14 protein-coding genes are annotated in these 18625 nt (G+C 49.3%); 7 read left to right on the top strand and 7 right to left on the bottom strand.

The window, feature by feature from the left end; all coding sequences use genetic code 11:
- Window positions 1-68 precede the first annotated feature (68 nt).
- The 4 genes from NF212_RS06085 (at window position 69) to cobO (ending at window position 4975) form a co-directional block, all read left to right on the top strand.
- Window positions 69-2318: a methyl-accepting chemotaxis protein gene (locus NF212_RS06085; protein WP_434359756.1), complete on the top strand. Its 2250-nt coding sequence runs from the start codon at window positions 69-71 to the stop codon at window positions 2316-2318.
- A gap of 171 nt (window positions 2319-2489) precedes the next feature.
- The gene (gene cobT / locus NF212_RS06080) at window positions 2490-3515 is read left to right on the top strand and encodes a nicotinate-nucleotide--dimethylbenzimidazole phosphoribosyltransferase (RefSeq protein WP_434359754.1); all 1026 of its coding nucleotides are present in this window, start codon (window positions 2490-2492) and stop codon (window positions 3513-3515) included.
- A complete protein-coding gene (locus NF212_RS06075) occupies window positions 3512-4306 on the top strand; it encodes an adenosylcobinamide-GDP ribazoletransferase (RefSeq protein ID WP_434359752.1) in 795 nt (264 codons plus the stop codon). The genes cobT and NF212_RS06075 overlap by 4 nt, the downstream gene beginning before the upstream one ends.
- 78 nt (window positions 4307-4384) lie before the next feature.
- Window positions 4385-4975: a cob(I)yrinic acid a,c-diamide adenosyltransferase gene (gene cobO, locus NF212_RS06070; protein ID WP_434359750.1), complete on the top strand. Its 591-nt coding sequence runs from the start codon at window positions 4385-4387 to the stop codon at window positions 4973-4975.
- Between the two features lie 61 nt (window positions 4976-5036).
- Here cobO and NF212_RS06065 read toward each other — a convergent pair whose 3' ends face one another.
- On the bottom strand, window positions 5037-6359 hold the full coding sequence (locus NF212_RS06065) for an anaerobic C4-dicarboxylate transporter (protein WP_434359748.1): 1323 nt from the start codon (window positions 6357-6359) through the stop codon (window positions 5037-5039).
- A 341-nt stretch (window positions 6360-6700) separates the two neighbouring features.
- Between NF212_RS06065 and NF212_RS06060 the strand changes: the two genes are divergently transcribed.
- Window positions 6701-7141: a CBS domain-containing protein gene (locus tag NF212_RS06060; RefSeq protein WP_434359746.1), complete on the top strand. Its 441-nt coding sequence runs from the start codon at window positions 6701-6703 to the stop codon at window positions 7139-7141.
- Window positions 7142-7222: 81 nt separating this feature from the next.
- On the opposite strand, the gene NF212_RS06055 is transcribed toward NF212_RS06060, so the two are convergent.
- The 4 genes from NF212_RS06055 to apbC all read right to left on the bottom strand — a co-directional run bounded on the left by NF212_RS06055 (window position 7223) and on the right by apbC (window position 12048).
- A complete protein-coding gene (locus NF212_RS06055; RefSeq protein WP_434359744.1) occupies window positions 7223-9364 on the bottom strand; it encodes an AsmA family protein in 2142 nt (713 codons plus the stop codon).
- 93 nt (window positions 9365-9457) lie between these two features.
- Window positions 9458-10039: a dCTP deaminase gene (gene dcd, locus NF212_RS06050; RefSeq protein WP_054674065.1), complete on the bottom strand. Its 582-nt coding sequence runs from the start codon at window positions 10037-10039 to the stop codon at window positions 9458-9460.
- Between the two features lie 93 nt (window positions 10040-10132).
- On the bottom strand, window positions 10133-10777 hold the full coding sequence (udk, locus tag NF212_RS06045) for a uridine kinase (RefSeq protein ID WP_434359742.1): 645 nt from the start codon (window positions 10775-10777) through the stop codon (window positions 10133-10135).
- Between the two features lie 185 nt (window positions 10778-10962).
- A complete protein-coding gene (gene apbC / locus NF212_RS06040) occupies window positions 10963-12048 on the bottom strand; it encodes an iron-sulfur cluster carrier protein ApbC (RefSeq protein WP_434359740.1) in 1086 nt (361 codons plus the stop codon).
- A gap of 139 nt (window positions 12049-12187) precedes the next feature.
- Between apbC and metG the strand changes: the two genes are divergently transcribed.
- A complete protein-coding gene (gene metG, locus NF212_RS06035) occupies window positions 12188-14227 on the top strand; it encodes a methionine--tRNA ligase (RefSeq protein ID WP_434359738.1) in 2040 nt (679 codons plus the stop codon).
- 201 nt (window positions 14228-14428) lie between these two features.
- A complete protein-coding gene (locus NF212_RS06030) occupies window positions 14429-15250 on the top strand; it encodes a hypothetical protein (RefSeq protein ID WP_434359736.1) in 822 nt (273 codons plus the stop codon).
- A 52-nt stretch (window positions 15251-15302) separates the two neighbouring features.
- Here the strand turns inward: NF212_RS06030 and NF212_RS06025 are convergent, their stop codons facing one another.
- Window positions 15303-16862, bottom strand: coding sequence for a methyl-accepting chemotaxis protein (locus NF212_RS06025; RefSeq protein ID WP_434359734.1), 1560 nt, complete (start codon window positions 16860-16862; stop codon window positions 15303-15305).
- Window positions 16863-17241: 379 nt separating this feature from the next.
- Window positions 17242-18528 (bottom strand): serine--tRNA ligase, encoded by a 1287-nt coding sequence (gene serS / locus NF212_RS06020; RefSeq protein ID WP_434359732.1) that lies wholly within the window; start codon window positions 18526-18528, stop codon window positions 17242-17244.
- Window positions 18529-18625 lie beyond the last annotated feature (97 nt).

Raw genomic sequence — 18625 nt, 5'->3', positions numbered from 1 at the left:
AGAGTGCATCAATGAAGATTTCAACTAAAATTGTGACTGCTATTGTGGGGATAAGCTTAGGAAGTTTATTGGCTACAGCATCTGTTTTGTTCTGGCAGTCCCAAAGCCTTTCAAAAGATGCACTTCAGAAAAAAGCCACAGACAAGCTAGTTGCGATACGTGAAATGAAAAAACAGGACGTAGAGCGCTACTTCAATACATTGGCAGGCCAAGTTACCACAATGGCAAACTCTGCAGTTGTCATCGATGCCCTTGCGATGTTCAAAGAAGGTTTTGCCGAATACACCGAAAGTCCTGACGATATCACCAAATTGGAAAATTATTATTCAAAAGAATTCGGGCAGTTGTTCAGTTCACTTAATAACAATGACAGTGGCCTCCCACTTGAAAAATTGAACCAACTGGACGCCAGGGCAAAAGCACTACAGTATGCCTACATTGCTGACAACACCAATGAGCTAGGCAGCAAGCATCTGATGACAAAGGCGCAAGATGGCTCGGTGTACAGCGAAATGCATGCGATTTACCATCCTCAGTTCCGCCATTTTCTTGAAACCTTCGAATATTACGACGTATTTCTCATCGACCCTCAGGGCAATATTGTCTATTCGGTGTTTAAGGAACTGGATTACGCCACTAACCTCGTTAGTGGTCCTTACGCAAACTCCGGGTTGGCAGACGTTTTTCGTAACGCAGCCAAACTCGACCCCAACCAATTTCATTTCGAGGATTTCAAATCCTATTACCCCTCATACAGGGCTCAGGCATCTTTTATTGCAGCCCCAGTCTACAAGCTTGGCAAGTACATTGGCGTGTTGGCTTTCCAAATGCCTGTCGACCGCCTGAATTCGACCATGACCAACAATGGGGAATGGATATCAACTGGACTGGGTGAAACAGGGGAAATGTTCCTTGTTGGCCCGGATATGAAAATGAGAAGCCAATCCCGCTTTTTGGAAGAGGATCAGGGCGAATTCCTTAAAAACATCACGTCAACTGGTATAGATAGTGCCTTAGCCAAGGAAATCACTATCCGAGGCTCTACCATTGGCCTCCAGCCGTTAAGTGAACCACAGATAACCCAAGCACTGAATGGCAAATCGGGAGTGGTGGGAACCACCAGTTACCTCGGGAAACAAGTGTATATTGCCTATACCCCCGTAGATATATTGGGTCAGCAATGGGCCATGGTCAGTGAGATGAGCCGTGAAGAGGTTTATCAAGCCATTGAAGCCCTAAAGGGCACTTTCGGAACCACCGTATTTGTCACATCTGTCGTAATAGGCTCGATTGCGATGGTTTTAGCCTTGCTGATTGGCAAAAACCTGAGTGGTCCTATTGTCTCGTTTGCTAAAGCACTGAGCCACATCAGCAGTAAAAAGGATCTCACACAGCGTCTCGATTATCAGCGTAAAGACGAAATTGGTGAATTAAGCACTTCCATGAACGAAATGCTGACAACCTTCTCGACGCTGATCCAGGACATATCAAATACATCTGACTCTGTAAAAACCGCATCATCCAACATTGGCCAAGCGTTGCATGATGTTCAACAGAGCGTCAATGACCAGTCCTTAAGGACCAATCAGGTAGTTGCTGCAATTAGCGAGATGTCCGGTTCGATTCAGGACGTTGCTCATAACTCCAACGGTACTTCACAGTCAACCGCAGAAGTGTCTGACGTTACTAACGAGAGTGCGAAGCTGGGTCAGGATCTGGTAAATGGCATCAGTTCCCTGTCTACGACAATGACCGAGGCCACCGAGTCCATGAACCGCCTGAAAAATGAGAGTGACTCTATCGGCTCGGTACTTGACGTTATCCAGGGAATTGCGGAACAGACTAACTTGCTGGCACTCAACGCCGCGATTGAAGCCGCCCGGGCCGGTGAACAAGGCCGGGGGTTTGCGGTAGTTGCTGATGAAGTACGTTCACTTGCCCAACGAACCCAGACTTCAGCCGGGGAAATTCGCGACAAGGTTGAATCCTTGCAACAGGAAACCACCCAAGCGGTAACCGGTATCAGTAGTGCTAATGATCTGGTCGGCAACAGTGTCAGCCGTTGCAATGAAAACAACGAAATGCTGGTCCAAATTCAGCAAATGATTCAAACCGTCACCAACATGAGTTCTCAAATTGCCTCATCGGCTGAGCAGCAGTCTGAAGTAACAGGACAAATAAGTGGCAATATGAATGGTATATCGGATTCTGCATCAGCCATTGCAGAACAGGTTGGCGTGACAAACAGCACCGCACAAGAATTAAACAGGCAAGCCGAAGCCCTGCGCGGTAAAGTGAGCCTGTTCAAAGTTTCCTAACTCTTTCATTTGTGTACTTCCAAGACCTGGCATCCGCCGGGTCTTTTTATTTGTCGCAGCTTAAACAGTCACTCTCTAATTTATTGAATAACAGCAAGCCTTGCCGCAAAATCTTGGCTTTCGCCCAAAACGTTTGTTCATGGGATTTAGCGCAACCCTCAAGAGGCACCAATGTATCCAATTCAGACCCCGGACTATTCCAAGGACAGCAGCATCCAGGCTCGCATTGACAACAAAACCAAACCACCCGGTGCCCTGGGGCTCCTGGAAACCATCGCTCTCCAAATTGCGCGCATCCAGCAAGCAGATAAGATAGAGATCCGTCCGGAAATGCTGATTTTCGCCGCCGACCACGGCATTGCTGCGAACCCTGTCAGCATCGCTCCCCAGGCGGTGACTGCCCAGATGGTTCAGAATTTCCTTGCCGGCGGGGCGGCCATAAACTGCTTCTGCTCACTTAACCAAATTCCTCTCCAAGTCGTTGATGCAGGTATTCTGGCAGAGACATCTCCGCAGCCGGGTCTGATAATCCAGCGTCTGGGCGGTGGGACGGATGACTTCTCCGTCACTGATGCGATGTCAGTAGAGCAGGCTAACCTTGGTCTGGAACTCGGCGGCAAGCTGGCGGAAGAGCTTCATTCACGCGGTGTGAATACCCTCAGTCTCGGAGAGATGGGCATTGGCAATACATCATCTGCTTCAGCGTTAATGGGGGCACTTCTGACCCTAACCGCTGAAGAGTGTGTTGGCCGGGGAACCGGTATTAACAACGAGCAAATGTCGTTGAAAATATCCTTGATTGAGAAAGCACTGAAACTGCACGAAAATAAGTTCAGTGATCCAATCCAAACACTGGCAGCCGTAGGCGGCTTTGAAATCGCCCAGATAACCGGAGCAATGCTACGTGCAGCCAGCCTCGGAATGCTGATAGTGGTGGACGGTTTTATTATCTCTTGTGCTGCTCTCCTTGCCACAAGAATCAACCCTGATGTCCGTCACTACATGGTGTTTGCACACCGCTCACACGAAGCCGGGCACAAACGAATCCTTGAGCATCTTGCCGCAGAACCGCTGCTTGATCTGGGCATGCGCCTTGGAGAAGGAACCGGCGCAGCATTGTCTATCCCTCTTCTGAGAGCGGCCTGTTCATTTTTCAATGACATGGCAAGCCTCGAACAAGCCGGAGTAACAGTGTGACAGACCATCACCCTGCTCCATCGCACTTGATTCAACGCCTAATTTACCAGTGGCAGGTATTCCTGGTAGCACTTGCTTTTTTCACCCGAATTCCCGTTCCTAAAAACACACCATTCAGCAAAGAACGACTCAATAAGGCCAATCGTTATTTTGCGCTGGTAGGGCTTGTCGTGGGTGGTGTATCCGCTTTGGTATTTTATGGTACCAGCCATTATTTCACTCAAGACATTGCAGCCGGGCTCGCAATTGCGGCTTCAGTCCTGCTGACTGGAGCTTTCCATGAAGACGGGTTTTCAGATGTCTGTGATGGATTTGGCGGTGGGTGGGACGTCGCTAAGAAGCTGGAAATCATGAAAGACTCCAGGCTCGGAACCTACGGGGCTTCGGGTCTTTTCCTCATGCTTGGGCTCAAGTGGATGGCACTTTCACATATCGCCTATCCGGTTACTGCGTTGATTGTCATGCATGTGGTCAGCCGGGCCACAGCAGCAAGCATGATATTCAGCTATCCCTATGTCCGGCCAGACCAAACCAGTAAGGTCAAACCGCTTGCAAATGAGCAGTCCAGAGCTGATCTGGCGATACTCATTATGACCGCTGTAGTGGTGATTCTTGCACTACTACCGGCTTATACCGCACCTTTGGTCATCGCTGCCCTCATTTGCCGCCAGCTTTGTGGTATTTGGTTTACCCGGCAAATAGGTGGCTACACCGGGGATTGCCTGGGTGCAGCACAACAAGTTACCGAGCTGGTCGGTTATCTGGTACTCATCGCCATTTCGAACAGCTAAAGTAGCCCGTTGTCAATGTCAGCTTTCTTCCAGTTGTGAGTTGACCAGATTGGCATTAACACTAAGAAAGGAATATCCATGTCAGAAGATCGCTATAAAGCGCGCCAGCAGAGGATTAAGGAAGAAGTAGATGCCCGTGTTGAAGCGGCCCAGGAAGAACGCGGGCTGGTATTGGTCATCACCGGAAACGGAAAAGGTAAATCGACAGCAGGGTTCGGTATCATTGCTCGGGCAACCGGGCATGGCCAAAAGTGTGGTGTCGGCCAGTTCATCAAAGGTACCTGGGACTGCGGTGAACGAAATCTCCTTGAGCAACACGGCGTTGACTTTCACATCATGGCAACCGGCTTTACCTGGGATACCCAGGACAAAACTGCTGATACCAAAGTCGCTCAGGAAACCTGGCAATACTGTAAAGCCATGCTGGCTGATCCGGCTTATGATGTGGTTCTGCTGGATGAAATCACCTACATGGTGACTTATGGTTATATCGGCCTGACGGAAGTCAAAAACGCCATTGCTAACCGCCCACCTGAACAGACTGTTGTGATTACGGGCCGTGCAGCGCACCGGGAGCTGGAAGAGATGGCAGATACCGTATCGGAAGTTCGCAATGTTAAGCATGCCTTTGAATCCGGCCTAAAAGCCCGCAAGGGTATCGACTGGTAAACCAGTTCCCTACATATGAAAAAGGCAGCCGTTTGGCTGCCTTCCCTTTTACTGTTCAACATTAAACAACAACAGTTGCAATAAGGTATCCGATACAGCAGGCGCTCACAACACCAATCAGGCCGGGGACCATAAAGCTGTGGTTGAAATAGTACTTGCCAATCTTGGTCGTACCGGTCACGTCAAAGTTCACTGTTGCGATGTCTGACGGATAGTTAGGAATAAAGAAGTAACCATAGGTCGCCGGCATCAGTGCAATCAGCAGGTAAGGTGGGAGACCCATGGCAATACCTACCGGCAGCATCATACGCGCCGTGGCAGCCTGGCTGTTTACCACAACGGATACAGTGAACAAGGCCAGTGCGAATGTCCAAGGGTACTCATGCACCATCTCTGTAATGCCAGATTTGAAAGATGGCATCGCATACTGAAAGTAAGTATCACTCATCCAGGCAATACCGAAGATAGCAATGGCTGCAACCATACCGGATTTAAATACCACCCCTTCCGGCACTTTCTGAACCTGGGTTTTGGTTGCCAGCAGGATAATTCCGCCGAATGCCAACATCATCATCTGGATAATAACTGACATTGAGATTGGCTTGCCCTCACCAATAGTGCGCAATTCAGGCCACATTGCCACCACAACGATTGTCGCAATGGCGAGCAAGAAAAGGCCTACAGCATTACGTGCAGAAGAAGGCAGTTTCTCATTCAGTGAGGTTGCAGTGGTGCTGAGGATTTTGTCCCGCCACATAGGATCTTGCAGGCGACTCTGGTATTCAGGATCATCATTCAAATCCTTTCCGCGGCGCATGCTGTAAAGAGACAACAGGATGGTACCCAGCAGGGTTGACGGAATAGTCACCATCAGAATAGTCAGAAGATGAATATCAGTCTGGATATCAGAAAGCTGAGCCAGGTAGTAAACAACCGCAGCAGAAATTGGGCTACCGGTAATGGCGAGCTGGGATGCCACTGAGGCTGAGGCCATAGGGCGCTCCGGACGGATACCATTTTTAAGTGCCACGTCACCGATGATAGGCATGATGGAATAAACCGCATGCCCGGTACCAAGCATAAGCGTCATGGTGTAGGTAACCAATGGGCCCAGCAGAGTAACGCGCTTAGGGTTGCGGCGCAAAATACCTTCGGCGACCTGGAGCATGTACTTGAGGCCACCGGCTGCTTCCAGTACAGAGGCACACGTTACCACCGCCATAATAATAAGCATAACGGTGATTGGCGGGGAGGTCGGTGGCATCCGGAATATGAAAACCTCAATGACCAAACCAAGGCCCGAGACTACACCAAGGCCAATGCCACCATACCGACTGCCGGCATAAAGCATGAGCAGCAAAAATAAAAACTCAAGGTACAACATGGAGGAAAATCCTTCTGTAAGTATGTGAAACCATTCCGTCGATCCTTTTCAACGTATATGCGCATATTTCCCGCAAAACTGTCTGGAAATATTGATAGGAATCAACTGTGTGTAAGCAGTTATCTGGCACGTATTTGTTACGTGACCGCACTCCCGCTTTTATTGATTTCAACTAACCCGGAAGCAACACATTTCCCACGCTGTGGTAACACGGTTTTTCCAGACAACACACATCTGAATTTCTCGCTATGGTTCAATCCGGAACTGTGCCCTTGCTCCCAGAGAAATAGACACCATTTAGGTAGGGTTAAAAGAGACCCTCAATAGGAGAAAATGCATCTATGCCTGCAAAAGTATCTGAATACATGACCCGCAAAGTTATTTCTGTCAGCCCAGAAAAAGGTGTCCGGGAGGCATATTTCCTGATGCGTGACGAAGGGATAAGGCATCTCCCTGTCACAGAGGACGGTGTACTGGTAGGCATAATCAGTGACCGACAGCTTCGTCGACCGAACTGGGCGGATGAAACACCGGATATTGCCCATCAGTATGACGTGTCAGATAGCCTGAATGTCGGTGATGTTATGGTCAGGGAAGTGATAGTCGCCCATACCTATCAAACCTTGGGCAAAGCTGTTGATGCCATTGTTGAAAATCAGGTAGGCGCACTTCCGGTACTTGATAAAAATGAAGAACTCGTTGGCATGCTTTCAGCTGTGGATTTGCTCACAGCATTTGGTGACTACCTCAAGCACCAGAAAAACTTAAAACGTGTAAGTTAGTTCGAACAACCCCCCACAATTAAAAAGAGCCCGTATCAAAGATGCGGGCTCTTTCGAAAGAAACGCTTTATAAACTGTCAGTTAATTAAACAGGCCTTTAAGCAACTGATCCGCTGCTTCTTTTACCTTGTCATCCTTAACCTTGTCTCCCAGCAGTTTTTTCAGTCCACGCTCAGCTTCCTTACGGGCTTTCTCTTCAAGAACTTTATTACTGGTCAGCAACGCTTTTACATCGAGTTTGTAAGTTGGCTTTTGCCATGTGCCGCCAATTTTAACCGGGATTGTCAGGTCTTTGAGCTCATCAACATCCTGCCCCCCCTGCCCTTTACTGGAACCAACCACGGAGGTTGCCACTTCAAAGTCCAGAGTTTCACTTAGAAGGTTGGTTTGACCCTCAGAATGAACACGCAGTGCCGGGGCAAAAAGCTCCAGGTTATTGGTTGACGCAATACCCTTACCGATGTTGAAGGTCGCAGTAAGCTCGCTGAAATCGGTTTTACGTGCTTCTTCCACATACTCTGCACGTTTACCTTTCAGCGTTGCTTTGGCTTCCCGGATCATCTCTGGCAGGTTAACACCATATACAGCACCATCTGCAAACTTGATACCAGCCTTGCCTGTCATCGCGCTGCGCAACGCCTTCTGGGAAAGACCCGTACCCGAAACATCCATCCCGATATTTCCGTTGCCCGCCAGCATATCCGTACCTACAACGTCTTTCAGGAGTGGCTGAACCTGAACGCCGGTAACCTTGCTGAATACTTTATACGTTGCAACCGGCTTCCGGGCATCAATGGTGGCATTCGCCTTGATAGCTCCCTGATAAAGGTTTGCACCGAAATTTTTCAGCGTCAACACGCCGCGGTTAATAGCAATGTCAATATCAACGTCGCTCATGGTGGCGTTCGCTGCCTTGAAATTCCCCACTTTCACCGTACCGGCAAGATCCAGCCCTTTCAGGGCTGACAAATCCGGTTCCTTGTCAGAAAGTGCTTTGGCTGCAGAGCCATCCGCTTCACCAGATGGCTTATCGCCCACTGGTTCCTCTTTGGCTTTTTCTTCAGAAGCCTTACCGGTCCCCAGGAATGCATCAACATCAATATTGTCGCTGTTCAGTGCAAAACGGATAACCGGCACATCCTTCGCTTGGAAACTGCCGTTGCCGGTCACTTTCAGTTCATCAACTGAGGCAGCGAATGAAGACATTTTTGCAAGGCCATTTTCAAGGTTATAGCTTGCATCACCATCAAAGCTGACTGTCATTTCCGGACGAGGGAGCCCTTCACCTTTAAGGTCAGTTTTCAGGGACAGTCCCTTAATCTCTGCCAGTGTCTGTGCCTTGTTCAGGTTTGCCTGCAGTTTACCGGATGCATCAAATGCCAGACCAGGAATCTGCCCTTTGGCGGCGAAGGTTAGGTTTCCCCAATCACCCAGTGCCAGCTTATCGGCACTCAGGTCAGCCGATTCAAGAACAGTCTCGCCGTCTTTCATTGCCGCTTTCAAGGACAATCCACGCAACGCGCTGGCCATGATATCTTTGTTCAGGTTCAGCTCAGTTTCACCGCTGGCACTGAAGGTCATCTGGTTCTGTGTGCCATCAACGGCAAACTTAACCGGCACCCACCGGCCAATAGCAACTTCACCGATAGTCAGATCAGCATTATTCACTTTAAGCAGTGAGCCGGCTTTATCGTTTCTGACAACCGCGCTGGCATCGAGAAGTTCTACGCCTTTAATGGCAATGCTCCAGTTACTGGTTTTTGCCGTTTTTTCCTGCGAGGCTTGTTCATCAGAACCTTCCGGTTTCGAAGCGGTGTCTTCCGCTGCCTTGTCACCGGTCAGGCCGTCAAGGTTAGATTTGCCATCTGCTTTGGTCTGGATGAAAACATGAGCGCCTTCCAGGCTTACCATGCCCACTTCCAGCTCTTTACTCAGCAGAGGCATAACAGAAACGGACGCCTGTGCAGATTCAAATTTCAGCAAATCAGGTTCAGCGAACCCCGACGGGTTTTTCAGTGCCACATTCTCGAGTGACAAACCGATGCTCGGCCAGACCGTCCAGCCAATATCACCATTAATTACCAACTCACGGCCAGTGGCCTTTTTAACCTGATCGGTAATCAACGGTTTGAATTGGTTTGGATCTACCACCAGAAAAAGAACACCGATAGCAATGACTACCAGCAACAACAGCCCCACGAGGGCATAGATGAGTTTCTTCATTTATGTCTCCTTGTGCGCACTTTTAAGTGCAAGGAATTTTCAGGATACAAAAGCAAACAGGCACCCTGAGGTGCCTGTTGATTCGGTCGTCAATCAGTCTTCGTTGATACGGCTGGCCACCGCGCCCTGCTGATTCTTGTATTTTGCATTGTCGCGCTTGTTGTATGGCTTCTCAGCCGGGCCTGAGATTTTTTCAAAGCTCAGAGCACCAATTGCCATGCCGGGACGAAGTGCCAGCGGCAGACGCCCACTGTTATAAAATTCCAGGACAATCTGACCAGACCAGCCTGGATCGATGCGGTGAGCGGTAACATGAACCATCAGGCCCAGTCTTGCAAGTGAGGAGCGGCCGTCGAGCCAGCCAACGATGTCATCCGGCAGGGTAACTGACTCATGGGTGATCGCCAGAGCCAGTTGGCCAGGGTGCAGGTAAAATGCGTCACCTTCACCGAGAATTATCTCGTCGCTCATTACACTTTCCAACTGAGCCGAAACCTGCTCTTTAGGGCCGGAAAGGTCGATGTACGGTGCCCCGTGATCATTGAATACACGGAATTTGTTACCCAGTGAAACGTCTGCAGTTACGCCGGAAATAGCATCGTCGCTTGGCCTAGGCACCATGCTGATGATTCCTGCATCCAGGTATTCCTTGATGTGTTTATCACACAGTCTCATCACTCTCTCCCAGAATCGTCGTTGCTGTGTTTGCTTGAAATTTAGAAGATCCTAAAACTAAAACGGGCCAGCAAAGCCAGCCCATTCAATACGTTAAGAACGCAATAATTTGGATATATGTGCCTTGAGAACATCAATGGCAATACGGTTTTTACCGCCACGAGGTACGATGATATCAGCGTACTGTTTTGATGGCTCAATAAACTGCATAAACATTGGGCGGACCGTTGACTGATACTGTGAAAGTACAGATTCCATGGTTCGGCCACGTTCTTCAACGTCACGTTTCACACGGCGAAGGAGACAAATATCCAACGGCGTGTCCATAAATACAGAGGCATGCATAAGGCCGCGAAGACGCGGATCAGTCAGCAGAAGGATACCTTCAAGGATGATCACTTTCTTCGGCTCAAGACGCTGGGTCTCTTGCATACGGGTATGTTCTGTGTAGCTGTACACCGGTACGTCTGCGGCCTGGCCCGCCAGCAATTGTTCCAAATGATCGCACAGCAGGTCATGGTCAAGGGCATTCGGGTGGTCGTAGTTAGTTTTAACGCGCTCTTCCATGCTCAGATGGCTCTGGTCACGGTAGTAGCTGTCTTCGGTGATAACACCGATTTGATCGTCGCCGACCTTGGCTTTTAGCTCGCGGTAAACAGTGTTTGCAATAAGGCTTTTACCGGAAGCGGATGCTCCTGCGATACCGATGATGACACATTGGTGTGGATTATCAGACATAATTCAACGCACCTGGGGATCGTCGCGAAATTAAAAAATCGTTGGGCAAAGAGAAACAGGGTAGCGGCCCCCATTTAGGAAATTAGCTTTGTCCAACCTAAACCGCTCGATTATAGGAAGTTGCCCCGCTGCGCGCCAGCAAAAATCCGGGTTTTAGCGGGGCCTGTGTCGCAAGTGATGCGGAATTAACCTATTGTCTGGATTGAAATCTGATCCGGTGCCCGGTCACCTTGCCAATACATCCTGCAGGCAACGCTTCTCGCAAGCTCCAGATAAAGTGCTGAGTGCTCACTGTCAGTACGTGCAGCAACAGTCGGTACGCCGTTATCAATGTCTTCACGAATTGAAATATGCAACGGCATTTGTGCCAGCAACGCCATTCCCTTTTCCTTGGCCATTTTAGCAGCGCCACCCTGACCGAATATGGCTTCATGGTGACCACAATTGCTGCAAATGTGGTAGCTCATGTTCTCAATCACACCCAGAACCGGCACGTTGACCTTATCGAACATGCTTACCCCTTTAACGGCATCAGCCAGTGCCAAATCCTGGGGAGTTGTCACTATGACCGCTGCCGTAACAGGAAACTGCTGTGCAAGGCTCAGTTGGATATCACCGGTGCCCGGCGGCATGTCAACTACCAGGTAATCCAGATCAGGCCAGGCTGTCTCGTTGACAAGCTGGCTGAACGCCTTGGATGCCATAGGGCCACGCCATGCCATTGCATTATCTGCGGGCACCAAGTAACCGATGGAGTTAGTGTAAAGTCCATGTGCTTCAATAGGCTGCATGGTTTTACCATCGAGTGAGATAGGCTGCTTATCTTCCGTGCCCAACATCAGAGGAACCGACGGGCCGTAAATATCAGCATCCAGTAAGCCAGTCTTCGCACCGCAGGCAGACAGAGCCAGCGCCAGGTTGACAGCAGTGGTAGATTTGCCCACACCACCCTTTGCCGAGCTGACAACAATGACATTCTTAACACCTTTCAGCTGTGTTTTTTCACCCGCTTTCAGCGTAGCGACTTTCTGGCCTACAGAGACGTTAACTTTACCGACTGGACAAGGGTTGGATTCTATCCAAGTCCTTAACTCATCAACCAGTGTTGCAGCTGCAAAAGGGATGGTCACCTTAACAGTGTCATTACTGAGGTGAACAAAATGCTCCTCAGCTGCCCAGTTTTCGATCAATTGAGGATGACTGAATTGGTTAAGCCACGAGATGATATTTTCTGAATTATTATCATTATTGTCGTTACGGCTGAAAAACATGCTTCACACGCCCCTAAGTTTCCGTATTTAATGTCATCCTAACATCAAATCACTGATGCTGCCTGTCTTTCAGACCCAGTATCAGGTAAGATTTGCGGACGATTTTTTCCATCATCATCAAGAGCGAATCATCAGAATTATGGCTGCAAACCAACGTAATATCCTGGTGACCTGTGCACTGCCTTACGCCAACGGTTCTATCCACCTTGGCCACATGCTTGAGCATATTCAGGCGGATGTATGGGTGCGTTACCAGCGCCTGCGCGGCAACAATATCCACTTTATCTGTGCAGACGATGCCCACGGTACCCCAATCATGCTGAAAGCCCAGCAACTGGGTATGGAGCCAGAGCAGATGATCGCTGGCGTGCAGAAAGAGCACGAAGCAGACTTTGCCGGTTTCGACATCAGCTTTGACAATTACCACAGCACGCACAGCGACGAAAACCGTGAGCTGGCGTCTTATATCTACAACCAGCTGAAAACCAGCGGCTACATTACCAGCCGTACCATTTCCCAGCTGTTTGACCCTGAAAAAGAAATGTTCCTGCCGGACCGTTTCGTAAAGGGTACTTGCCCGAACTGTAAGGCTGAAGACCAGTACGGTGACAACTGCGACGTATGTGGCGCAACGTACAGCCCGACTGAACTGATTGATCCTAAGTCTGCTGTCAGCGGTGCGACACCGGTGATGAAGGACTCTGTACACTTCTTCTTCGACCTGCCTCAGTTTGAAAGCATGCTGAAGACCTGGACCAAATCCGGTGCCCTTCAGGATGAAATGGCAAACAAGATGGGTGAATGGTTCGAGTCTGGCCTGCAGCAGTGGGATATTTCCCGTGATGCACCGTATTTCGGTTTCGAAATCCCGGGTGAACCAGGCAAGTTCTTCTATGTCTGGCTTGATGCACCAATTGGCTATATGGGTTCATTCAAGAACCTGTGTGGCAAGCGCGGAGACATCGATTTCGACGAGTTCTGGAAACCAGACAGCGAAGCAGAGCTTTACCACTTCATTGGTAAAGACATCGTGTACTTCCACAGCCTGTTCTGGCCTGCCATGCTGGAAGGTGCCGGCTTCCGTAAGCCAAACAAGGTTAACGTACACGGCTATGTCACTGTAAACGGTGCCAAGATGTCGAAGTCAAAAGGTACGTTCATCAAGGCCGCAACTTACCTCAAGCACCTCGATCCTGAATGCCTGCGCTACTATTACACGGCCAAACTGAACAACCGCATCGACGACCTCGACCTTAACCTGGAAGACTTCGTACAGCGCGTTAACGCAGATATCGTTAACAAGGTTGTAAACCTGGCCTCCCGTAACGCCGGCTTTATTTCCAAGCGCTTTGACGGTGAGCTGTCTGCGGAATTCGCAGAGCCAGCCCTGTACGCAGAATTTGCTGAAGCGGCTGACCGTATCGGTAACTTCTACGAAAACCGTGAGTACAGCCGGGCTGTCCGCGAGATCATCGCACTGGCTGACAAAGCCAACCAGTACGTTGATGAAAAAGCACCGTGGGTTGTTGCCAAACAAGAAGGCCAGGAAAAAGCCCTGCAGGATATCTGCACCGTGGGTATTAACCTGTTCCGTGTGCTGATGACCTACCTCAAGCCTGTTATGCCTAAACTGGCGGAGCGAGCAGAAGGTTTCCTCAACGAGACCCTGACCTGGGAAGGCATTGCACAACCTCTGGTTGGCCATAAGATTGCTGCTTTCAAGGCACTGTTCAGCCGAATTGATCCTAAGAACATCGAAGCGATGATCGAAGATTCAAAAGCGGATGCAGAAGCAGAGAAAGCGCTGGCGGCAAAACCTGCAAACAGCCCACTGAACGACGAGCCTATTGAGCCAGAAATCGAATTCGGCGACTTTGCCAAAGTTGATCTGCGCATCGCCCGCATCGTTTCATGTGAGGAAGTGCCTAAAGCAGACAAACTGCTGAAGATGCAACTGGATATCGGCGGAGAAACCCGTCAGGTATTCTCAGGCATCAAGTCCGCTTACAAGCCGGAAGATCTGGTAGGCAAGCTGACCGTCATGGTTGCCAACCTGAAACCACGCAAGATGAAGTTTGGTATGTCTGAAGGCATGGTACTGGCAGCAGGCCCAGGCGGAAGCGAACTGTGGCTTCTTGAGCCGCACGAAGGCGCTCAGCCAGGTATGCGCGTAATGTAATTGCTTGCACGTAATGTAATTGCTTGCAATAGGTACAGGGGAGCTTCGGCTCCCCTTTTTTGTTTCACCTTTGCACCAAAAAAGTACATATTTGCATTCATTCCGGGCAAGAAACATAAAACAAGACATTAATAATCAATGCTTTAACGGGTTTCACACTGGCATGGTACGTGCAACAACCTCTGTGTAAGGAGGCCCAACATGACCAACCTTGTTTTATTCTGCGCGACCATGGTTCTTATTGCCGGATACGCAATCTTCAAAGGACTAAGACCAAGGCAATCCTCGTTTATACAAATGATTATTTTACTGCGGGAACTGATTCAACTGATTCGGATTCGCAGACAGTTGTGGCGCCCGGGTAAGCTAAAGTTGGAATCGCCTGACACCCGACTAAGCCGCATCGATACGTCTATATCTTCAGTTATTGTTAAATTGCGCAGTACCTGTGATTCACGCCAACAAACCCTGATCAATGTCCTTTCACAGAGAGTCCTTGAACTCCAGGATCTGGCGTTGGACTGCAATCCAACAACAGCTTACCTGAGGCACGGAAAGCTTATCCGCCACCTGTTATACCTGATTGATGAATGCACCTTTTCGATGATTGAGGGAAAAGAGGGTGACATCACCATTAATGAGTACCAAATATTCTGGCAATCCACGCTCGACAGCATGGACAGCCTGACAAGATTCAGAATGGCAGTACTGAAGATTGATAAAGGTGAATTTTCCGGAATACAGTCACTGCGGCTGCAAGCCCTGATTCTCAGGAAAAGGCTGTCAAAAACCGAAAAACTCCCCGGACACAGCCAAACCGCAATAAGTCCGCTTCTGTACCGTCAACTCAGCGATATTTATCACAACTACCCTGAAGAATTGACGATGACGGTTGAAGCGTTGTGGGGGCTGTCAGATCAAACGTCAACCGTTATATTTACCCAATACGACCAGCAACTCCAACAAACATTGAAAAGCGCTGACATTGAACTCCCACCGCTGTTGACCCCCTCCCTTAACTGAAAAAGGCTGCAAAGTTTTGCAGCCTTACCAGTACACACCGGCGTCAGGAAAATTACTTTTTCCTGAATTGGATAACCAGTTGACGCTGCTCATCCAGAAGATCTACCAAGCGGGATGTTTCGGTAACACTCTCCCCCGCAAGTGCAACGTTAGCCTGAGATACTTCGGATATCGACTGGACGTTGGAATTCATCTCCTGGGCAACAGCCGCCTGCTCTTCAACAGCCGTAGCGATTTGGTGGTTGCGGTCACTGATATCGTTAACCAGTGACTGTGCGCGTTGAATTGCCTCTCCGGCAAGGTTTGCGGTATCTACACAGCCAGAGGAGAGCTCAGTACCTTTTGCCATAGCATCTACTGCCTGGCTGGTTCCATTCTGAATCTCTGAAATGACTGTCTGAATCTCTGAAGTCGATTCCTGCGTGCGCTGGGCAAGTGCCCTCACCTCATCGGCCACCACAGCAAAGCCACGACCCTGTTCTCCTGCCCGAGCTGCTTCAATAGCTGCATTCAATGCCAGGAGGTTGGTTTGCTCCGCAATTCCGCTAATCACATCAGATACAGCGCCGATGCGTTTACCGTGCTCTTCCAAGTCAGCAATCACTTTGGACGCATTGTTAAGCTGGCTTGCCAGTTGATTGATTGCATCCACTGTCTGGGAAACAGTATCCATGCCATCCTGGCTGGCTTCCTGGGCCTGAGTGGCCGCATCAGACGCAGACTGCGTGTTATTTGCCATATCGTTGCTGGTTGCAGACATCTGGTTAATTGCCGCAGCCATCTGATCTGTTTCTGCATTTTGCGCTTCAATATTGCTGGCAGTTTCCCGACCATTTTCATTTGCGCGGGATGCAGCCCCCAGTACCTGCTCACTGGAGTCCATAATACGTCCAACAACAGCATTCAATTCCGCGCCACGCATCCTTAATGCCAACTCGATTTCGGAAATATCTCCCACCGAGCCTGTATAAACCAACTCCATCAAAGGATTGTCGAAACAATTCCTTGCTTGTGCAGTTAAATTCTCAAGTTTACGGGTCGCCATAAAGACAATGGCAATAGAAGAAAAAAGTTGAAGAGCCAGTGCAGCAGGCAGTCCTGCAAACATCCCTAGGACAAACGAAACTACTGAGGCCAAAATAAAGGCAATACCACAGCGTTGCCAGAGGCGTGTCCGGGGGAGCTTAAGCTGCCAAGGGAGCTTGCCTTCTTTCAGTGTCGGATAAAGCTTCTCTGCCCTATCAACCAGTTCCCTGTCCGGGCACGAGCGTACCGACTGGTACTCATAGGCTTTACCGTCATGCATGATGGGAGTCGCAAAGGCATCAACCCAGTAATGATCACCATTTTTGCACCGGTTTTTCACCATACCCATCCAGGATTTACCCTTTTTAAGGTGCTCCCACATGTCTTTAAATGCGGCAGGAGGCATATCCGGGTGTCGAACCAAGTTATGGGGCTGGCCTTCCAACTCCCCAAGGGTAAATCCCGCTACTTCACAAAACTCGCTACTGGCATACTTGATAAAACCTTTTGTATCCGTGGTCGAAAGCAAATTGTAGTGTTCCGGATACCGGTTTTCTTTTTGAGTGACGGGCTGATTAATACGCATTACATATCCCTTAGTAATTATCTGTCCGACATGTGTTGAATCCATGTTATCGGCGAAGACCTGTGAAACTTCAGCGCCAATTCGATGGGGCCTGCTCTAATACCCTTACTTTTCACAATAGTATTACAAAAATTAATTAACCCGTCATTGATAGCCTTATGTATTTGTGACGCTAATTTAATGATGGTCAATAACGTAACAGGTGGTTGATTTCAATTTAGCTTATTGAAAATAGAGCAGTAGTAAACAGACCTCATCTCGACACCAACAATATACTGAGCGGATACACGATACCCGTAACCATTAGAGCAAATAGCATTTTCCAGGCAATAAAAAACCGGCCATCGAAGCCGGTTTTTCAATTGATTCATCTGCTGAATTAGCCGATGTGGGTCAGGCCACCCATGTAAGGACGAAGTACTTCTGGCACCTCGATACGGCCATCTTCCTGCTGGTAGTTTTCCAGCACTGCGACCAATGTACGGCCAACAGCCAGACCTGAACCGTTCAGTGTGTGTACCAGCTCCGGTTTCTTCTCAGATTTACGGCGGAAACGGGCCTGCATACGGCGAGCCTGGAAATCACCCATGTTAGAACAGGATGAGATCTCACGGTAAGTATCCTGCGCTGGCAGCCATACTTCCAGATCGTATGTTTTAGTAGAACCGAAGCCCATATCACCGGTACACAGAACCACTTTGCGGTATGGCAGTTTCAGGAGCTGAAGTACACGTTCGGCCTGGCCGGTCAGCTCTTCCAGTGCATCCATAGACTCTTCTGGTTTCACGATCTGAACCAGTTCAACCTTGTCAAACTGGTGCATACGGATAAGGCCACGAGTGTCACGACCGTATGAACCGGCTTCTGAACGGAAACAAGGTGTATGGGCAGTCATACGCAGCGGCAGTTCTTCCTCATCGAGGATAACGTCGCGAACCATGTTGGTCAGTGGTACTTCTGCAGTCGGGATCAGCGACATGCCAATACCTTCTTCAGTTGCTGGCTTGGTATGGAACAGATCCTCACCAAACTTAGGCAACTGGCCGGTGCCACGCAGGGAGTCTGCGTTTACCAGGTAAGGTACGTACATCTCGGTGTAACCGTGCTCAGTGGTATGCAGGTCAAGCATAAACTGAGTCAGGGCACGGTGCATACGGGCAACCTGGCCCTTCATCACAACAAAACGTGAGCCAGACAGCTTAACCGCACTTGCGAAGTCCAGACCACCGGTCATTTCACCCAGATCAACATGATCACGAACTTCAAAACCATACTGTTTAGGTTCACCCCAGACAGAAATCTCAACGTTCTCGTTTTCGTCCTTACCCATAGGTACTGAGTCATCAGCCAGGTTAGGAATGCTCATGTAAATAGCATTGATCTCGTTTTGCAGATCGTTCAGCGCGGCTTTGGCGTTGTTCAGTTCATCACCCAGGTTGGCTACCTGATCCAACAGAGGCTGGATATCTTCACCGCGGGCTTTCGCCTGACCGATGGATTTCGATCGTGAATTACGCTCCGCCTGCAGCTCTTCAGTTTGTACCTGAATGGACTTACGTTTTTCTTCCAGTTGGCGAATGGTATCCACGTCGAGCTTGAATCCACGACGCGCCAGCTTTTCGGCCGTTGCATCCAGCTCGTTTCGAAATAGATTTGAATCCAGCATGCTTATCCTACTTATCGATTCGTTGTCTTTGCATGAACAAATGAATGACGCCCAGGCCGTAAGAAAGCCTGAATATCCGGTCATTCTTCAAGGGTTA

It is taken from the genome of Parasalinivibrio latis, from assembly GCF_036825535.1.
GTDB classification, from domain to species: domain Bacteria; phylum Pseudomonadota; class Gammaproteobacteria; order Enterobacterales; family Vibrionaceae; genus Parasalinivibrio; species Parasalinivibrio latis.
This window is presented reverse-complemented; position numbering and strand designations above follow the sequence as displayed.

What these genes read in the sequence shown, in the direction of transcription:
- NF212_RS06030 (WP_434359736.1), top strand. Translation starts at nt 14,429, where the DNA reads ATGACCAACCTTGTTTTATTCTGCGCGACCATGGTTCTTATTGCCGGA.
- udk (WP_434359742.1), bottom strand. Translation starts at nt 10,777, where the DNA reads ATGTCTGATAATCCACACCAATGTGTCATCATCGGTATCGCAGGAGCA.
- NF212_RS06055 (WP_434359744.1), bottom strand. Translation starts at nt 9,364, where the DNA reads ATGAAGAAACTCATCTATGCCCTCGTGGGGCTGTTGTTGCTGGTAGTC.
- NF212_RS06025 (WP_434359734.1), bottom strand. Translation starts at nt 16,862, where the DNA reads ATGCGTATTAATCAGCCCGTCACTCAAAAAGAAAACCGGTATCCGGAA.
- cobO (WP_434359750.1), top strand. Translation starts at nt 4,385, where the DNA reads ATGTCAGAAGATCGCTATAAAGCGCGCCAGCAGAGGATTAAGGAAGAA.
- cobT (WP_434359754.1), top strand. Translation starts at nt 2,490, where the DNA reads ATGTATCCAATTCAGACCCCGGACTATTCCAAGGACAGCAGCATCCAG.
- dcd (WP_054674065.1), bottom strand. Translation starts at nt 10,039, where the DNA reads ATGAGACTGTGTGATAAACACATCAAGGAATACCTGGATGCAGGAATC.
- serS (WP_434359732.1), bottom strand. Translation starts at nt 18,528, where the DNA reads ATGCTGGATTCAAATCTATTTCGAAACGAGCTGGATGCAACGGCCGAA.
- metG (WP_434359738.1), top strand. Translation starts at nt 12,188, where the DNA reads ATGGCTGCAAACCAACGTAATATCCTGGTGACCTGTGCACTGCCTTAC.
- NF212_RS06060 (WP_434359746.1), top strand. Translation starts at nt 6,701, where the DNA reads ATGCCTGCAAAAGTATCTGAATACATGACCCGCAAAGTTATTTCTGTC.
- apbC (WP_434359740.1), bottom strand. Translation starts at nt 12,048, where the DNA reads ATGTTTTTCAGCCGTAACGACAATAATGATAATAATTCAGAAAATATC.
- NF212_RS06065 (WP_434359748.1), bottom strand. Translation starts at nt 6,359, where the DNA reads ATGTTGTACCTTGAGTTTTTATTTTTGCTGCTCATGCTTTATGCCGGC.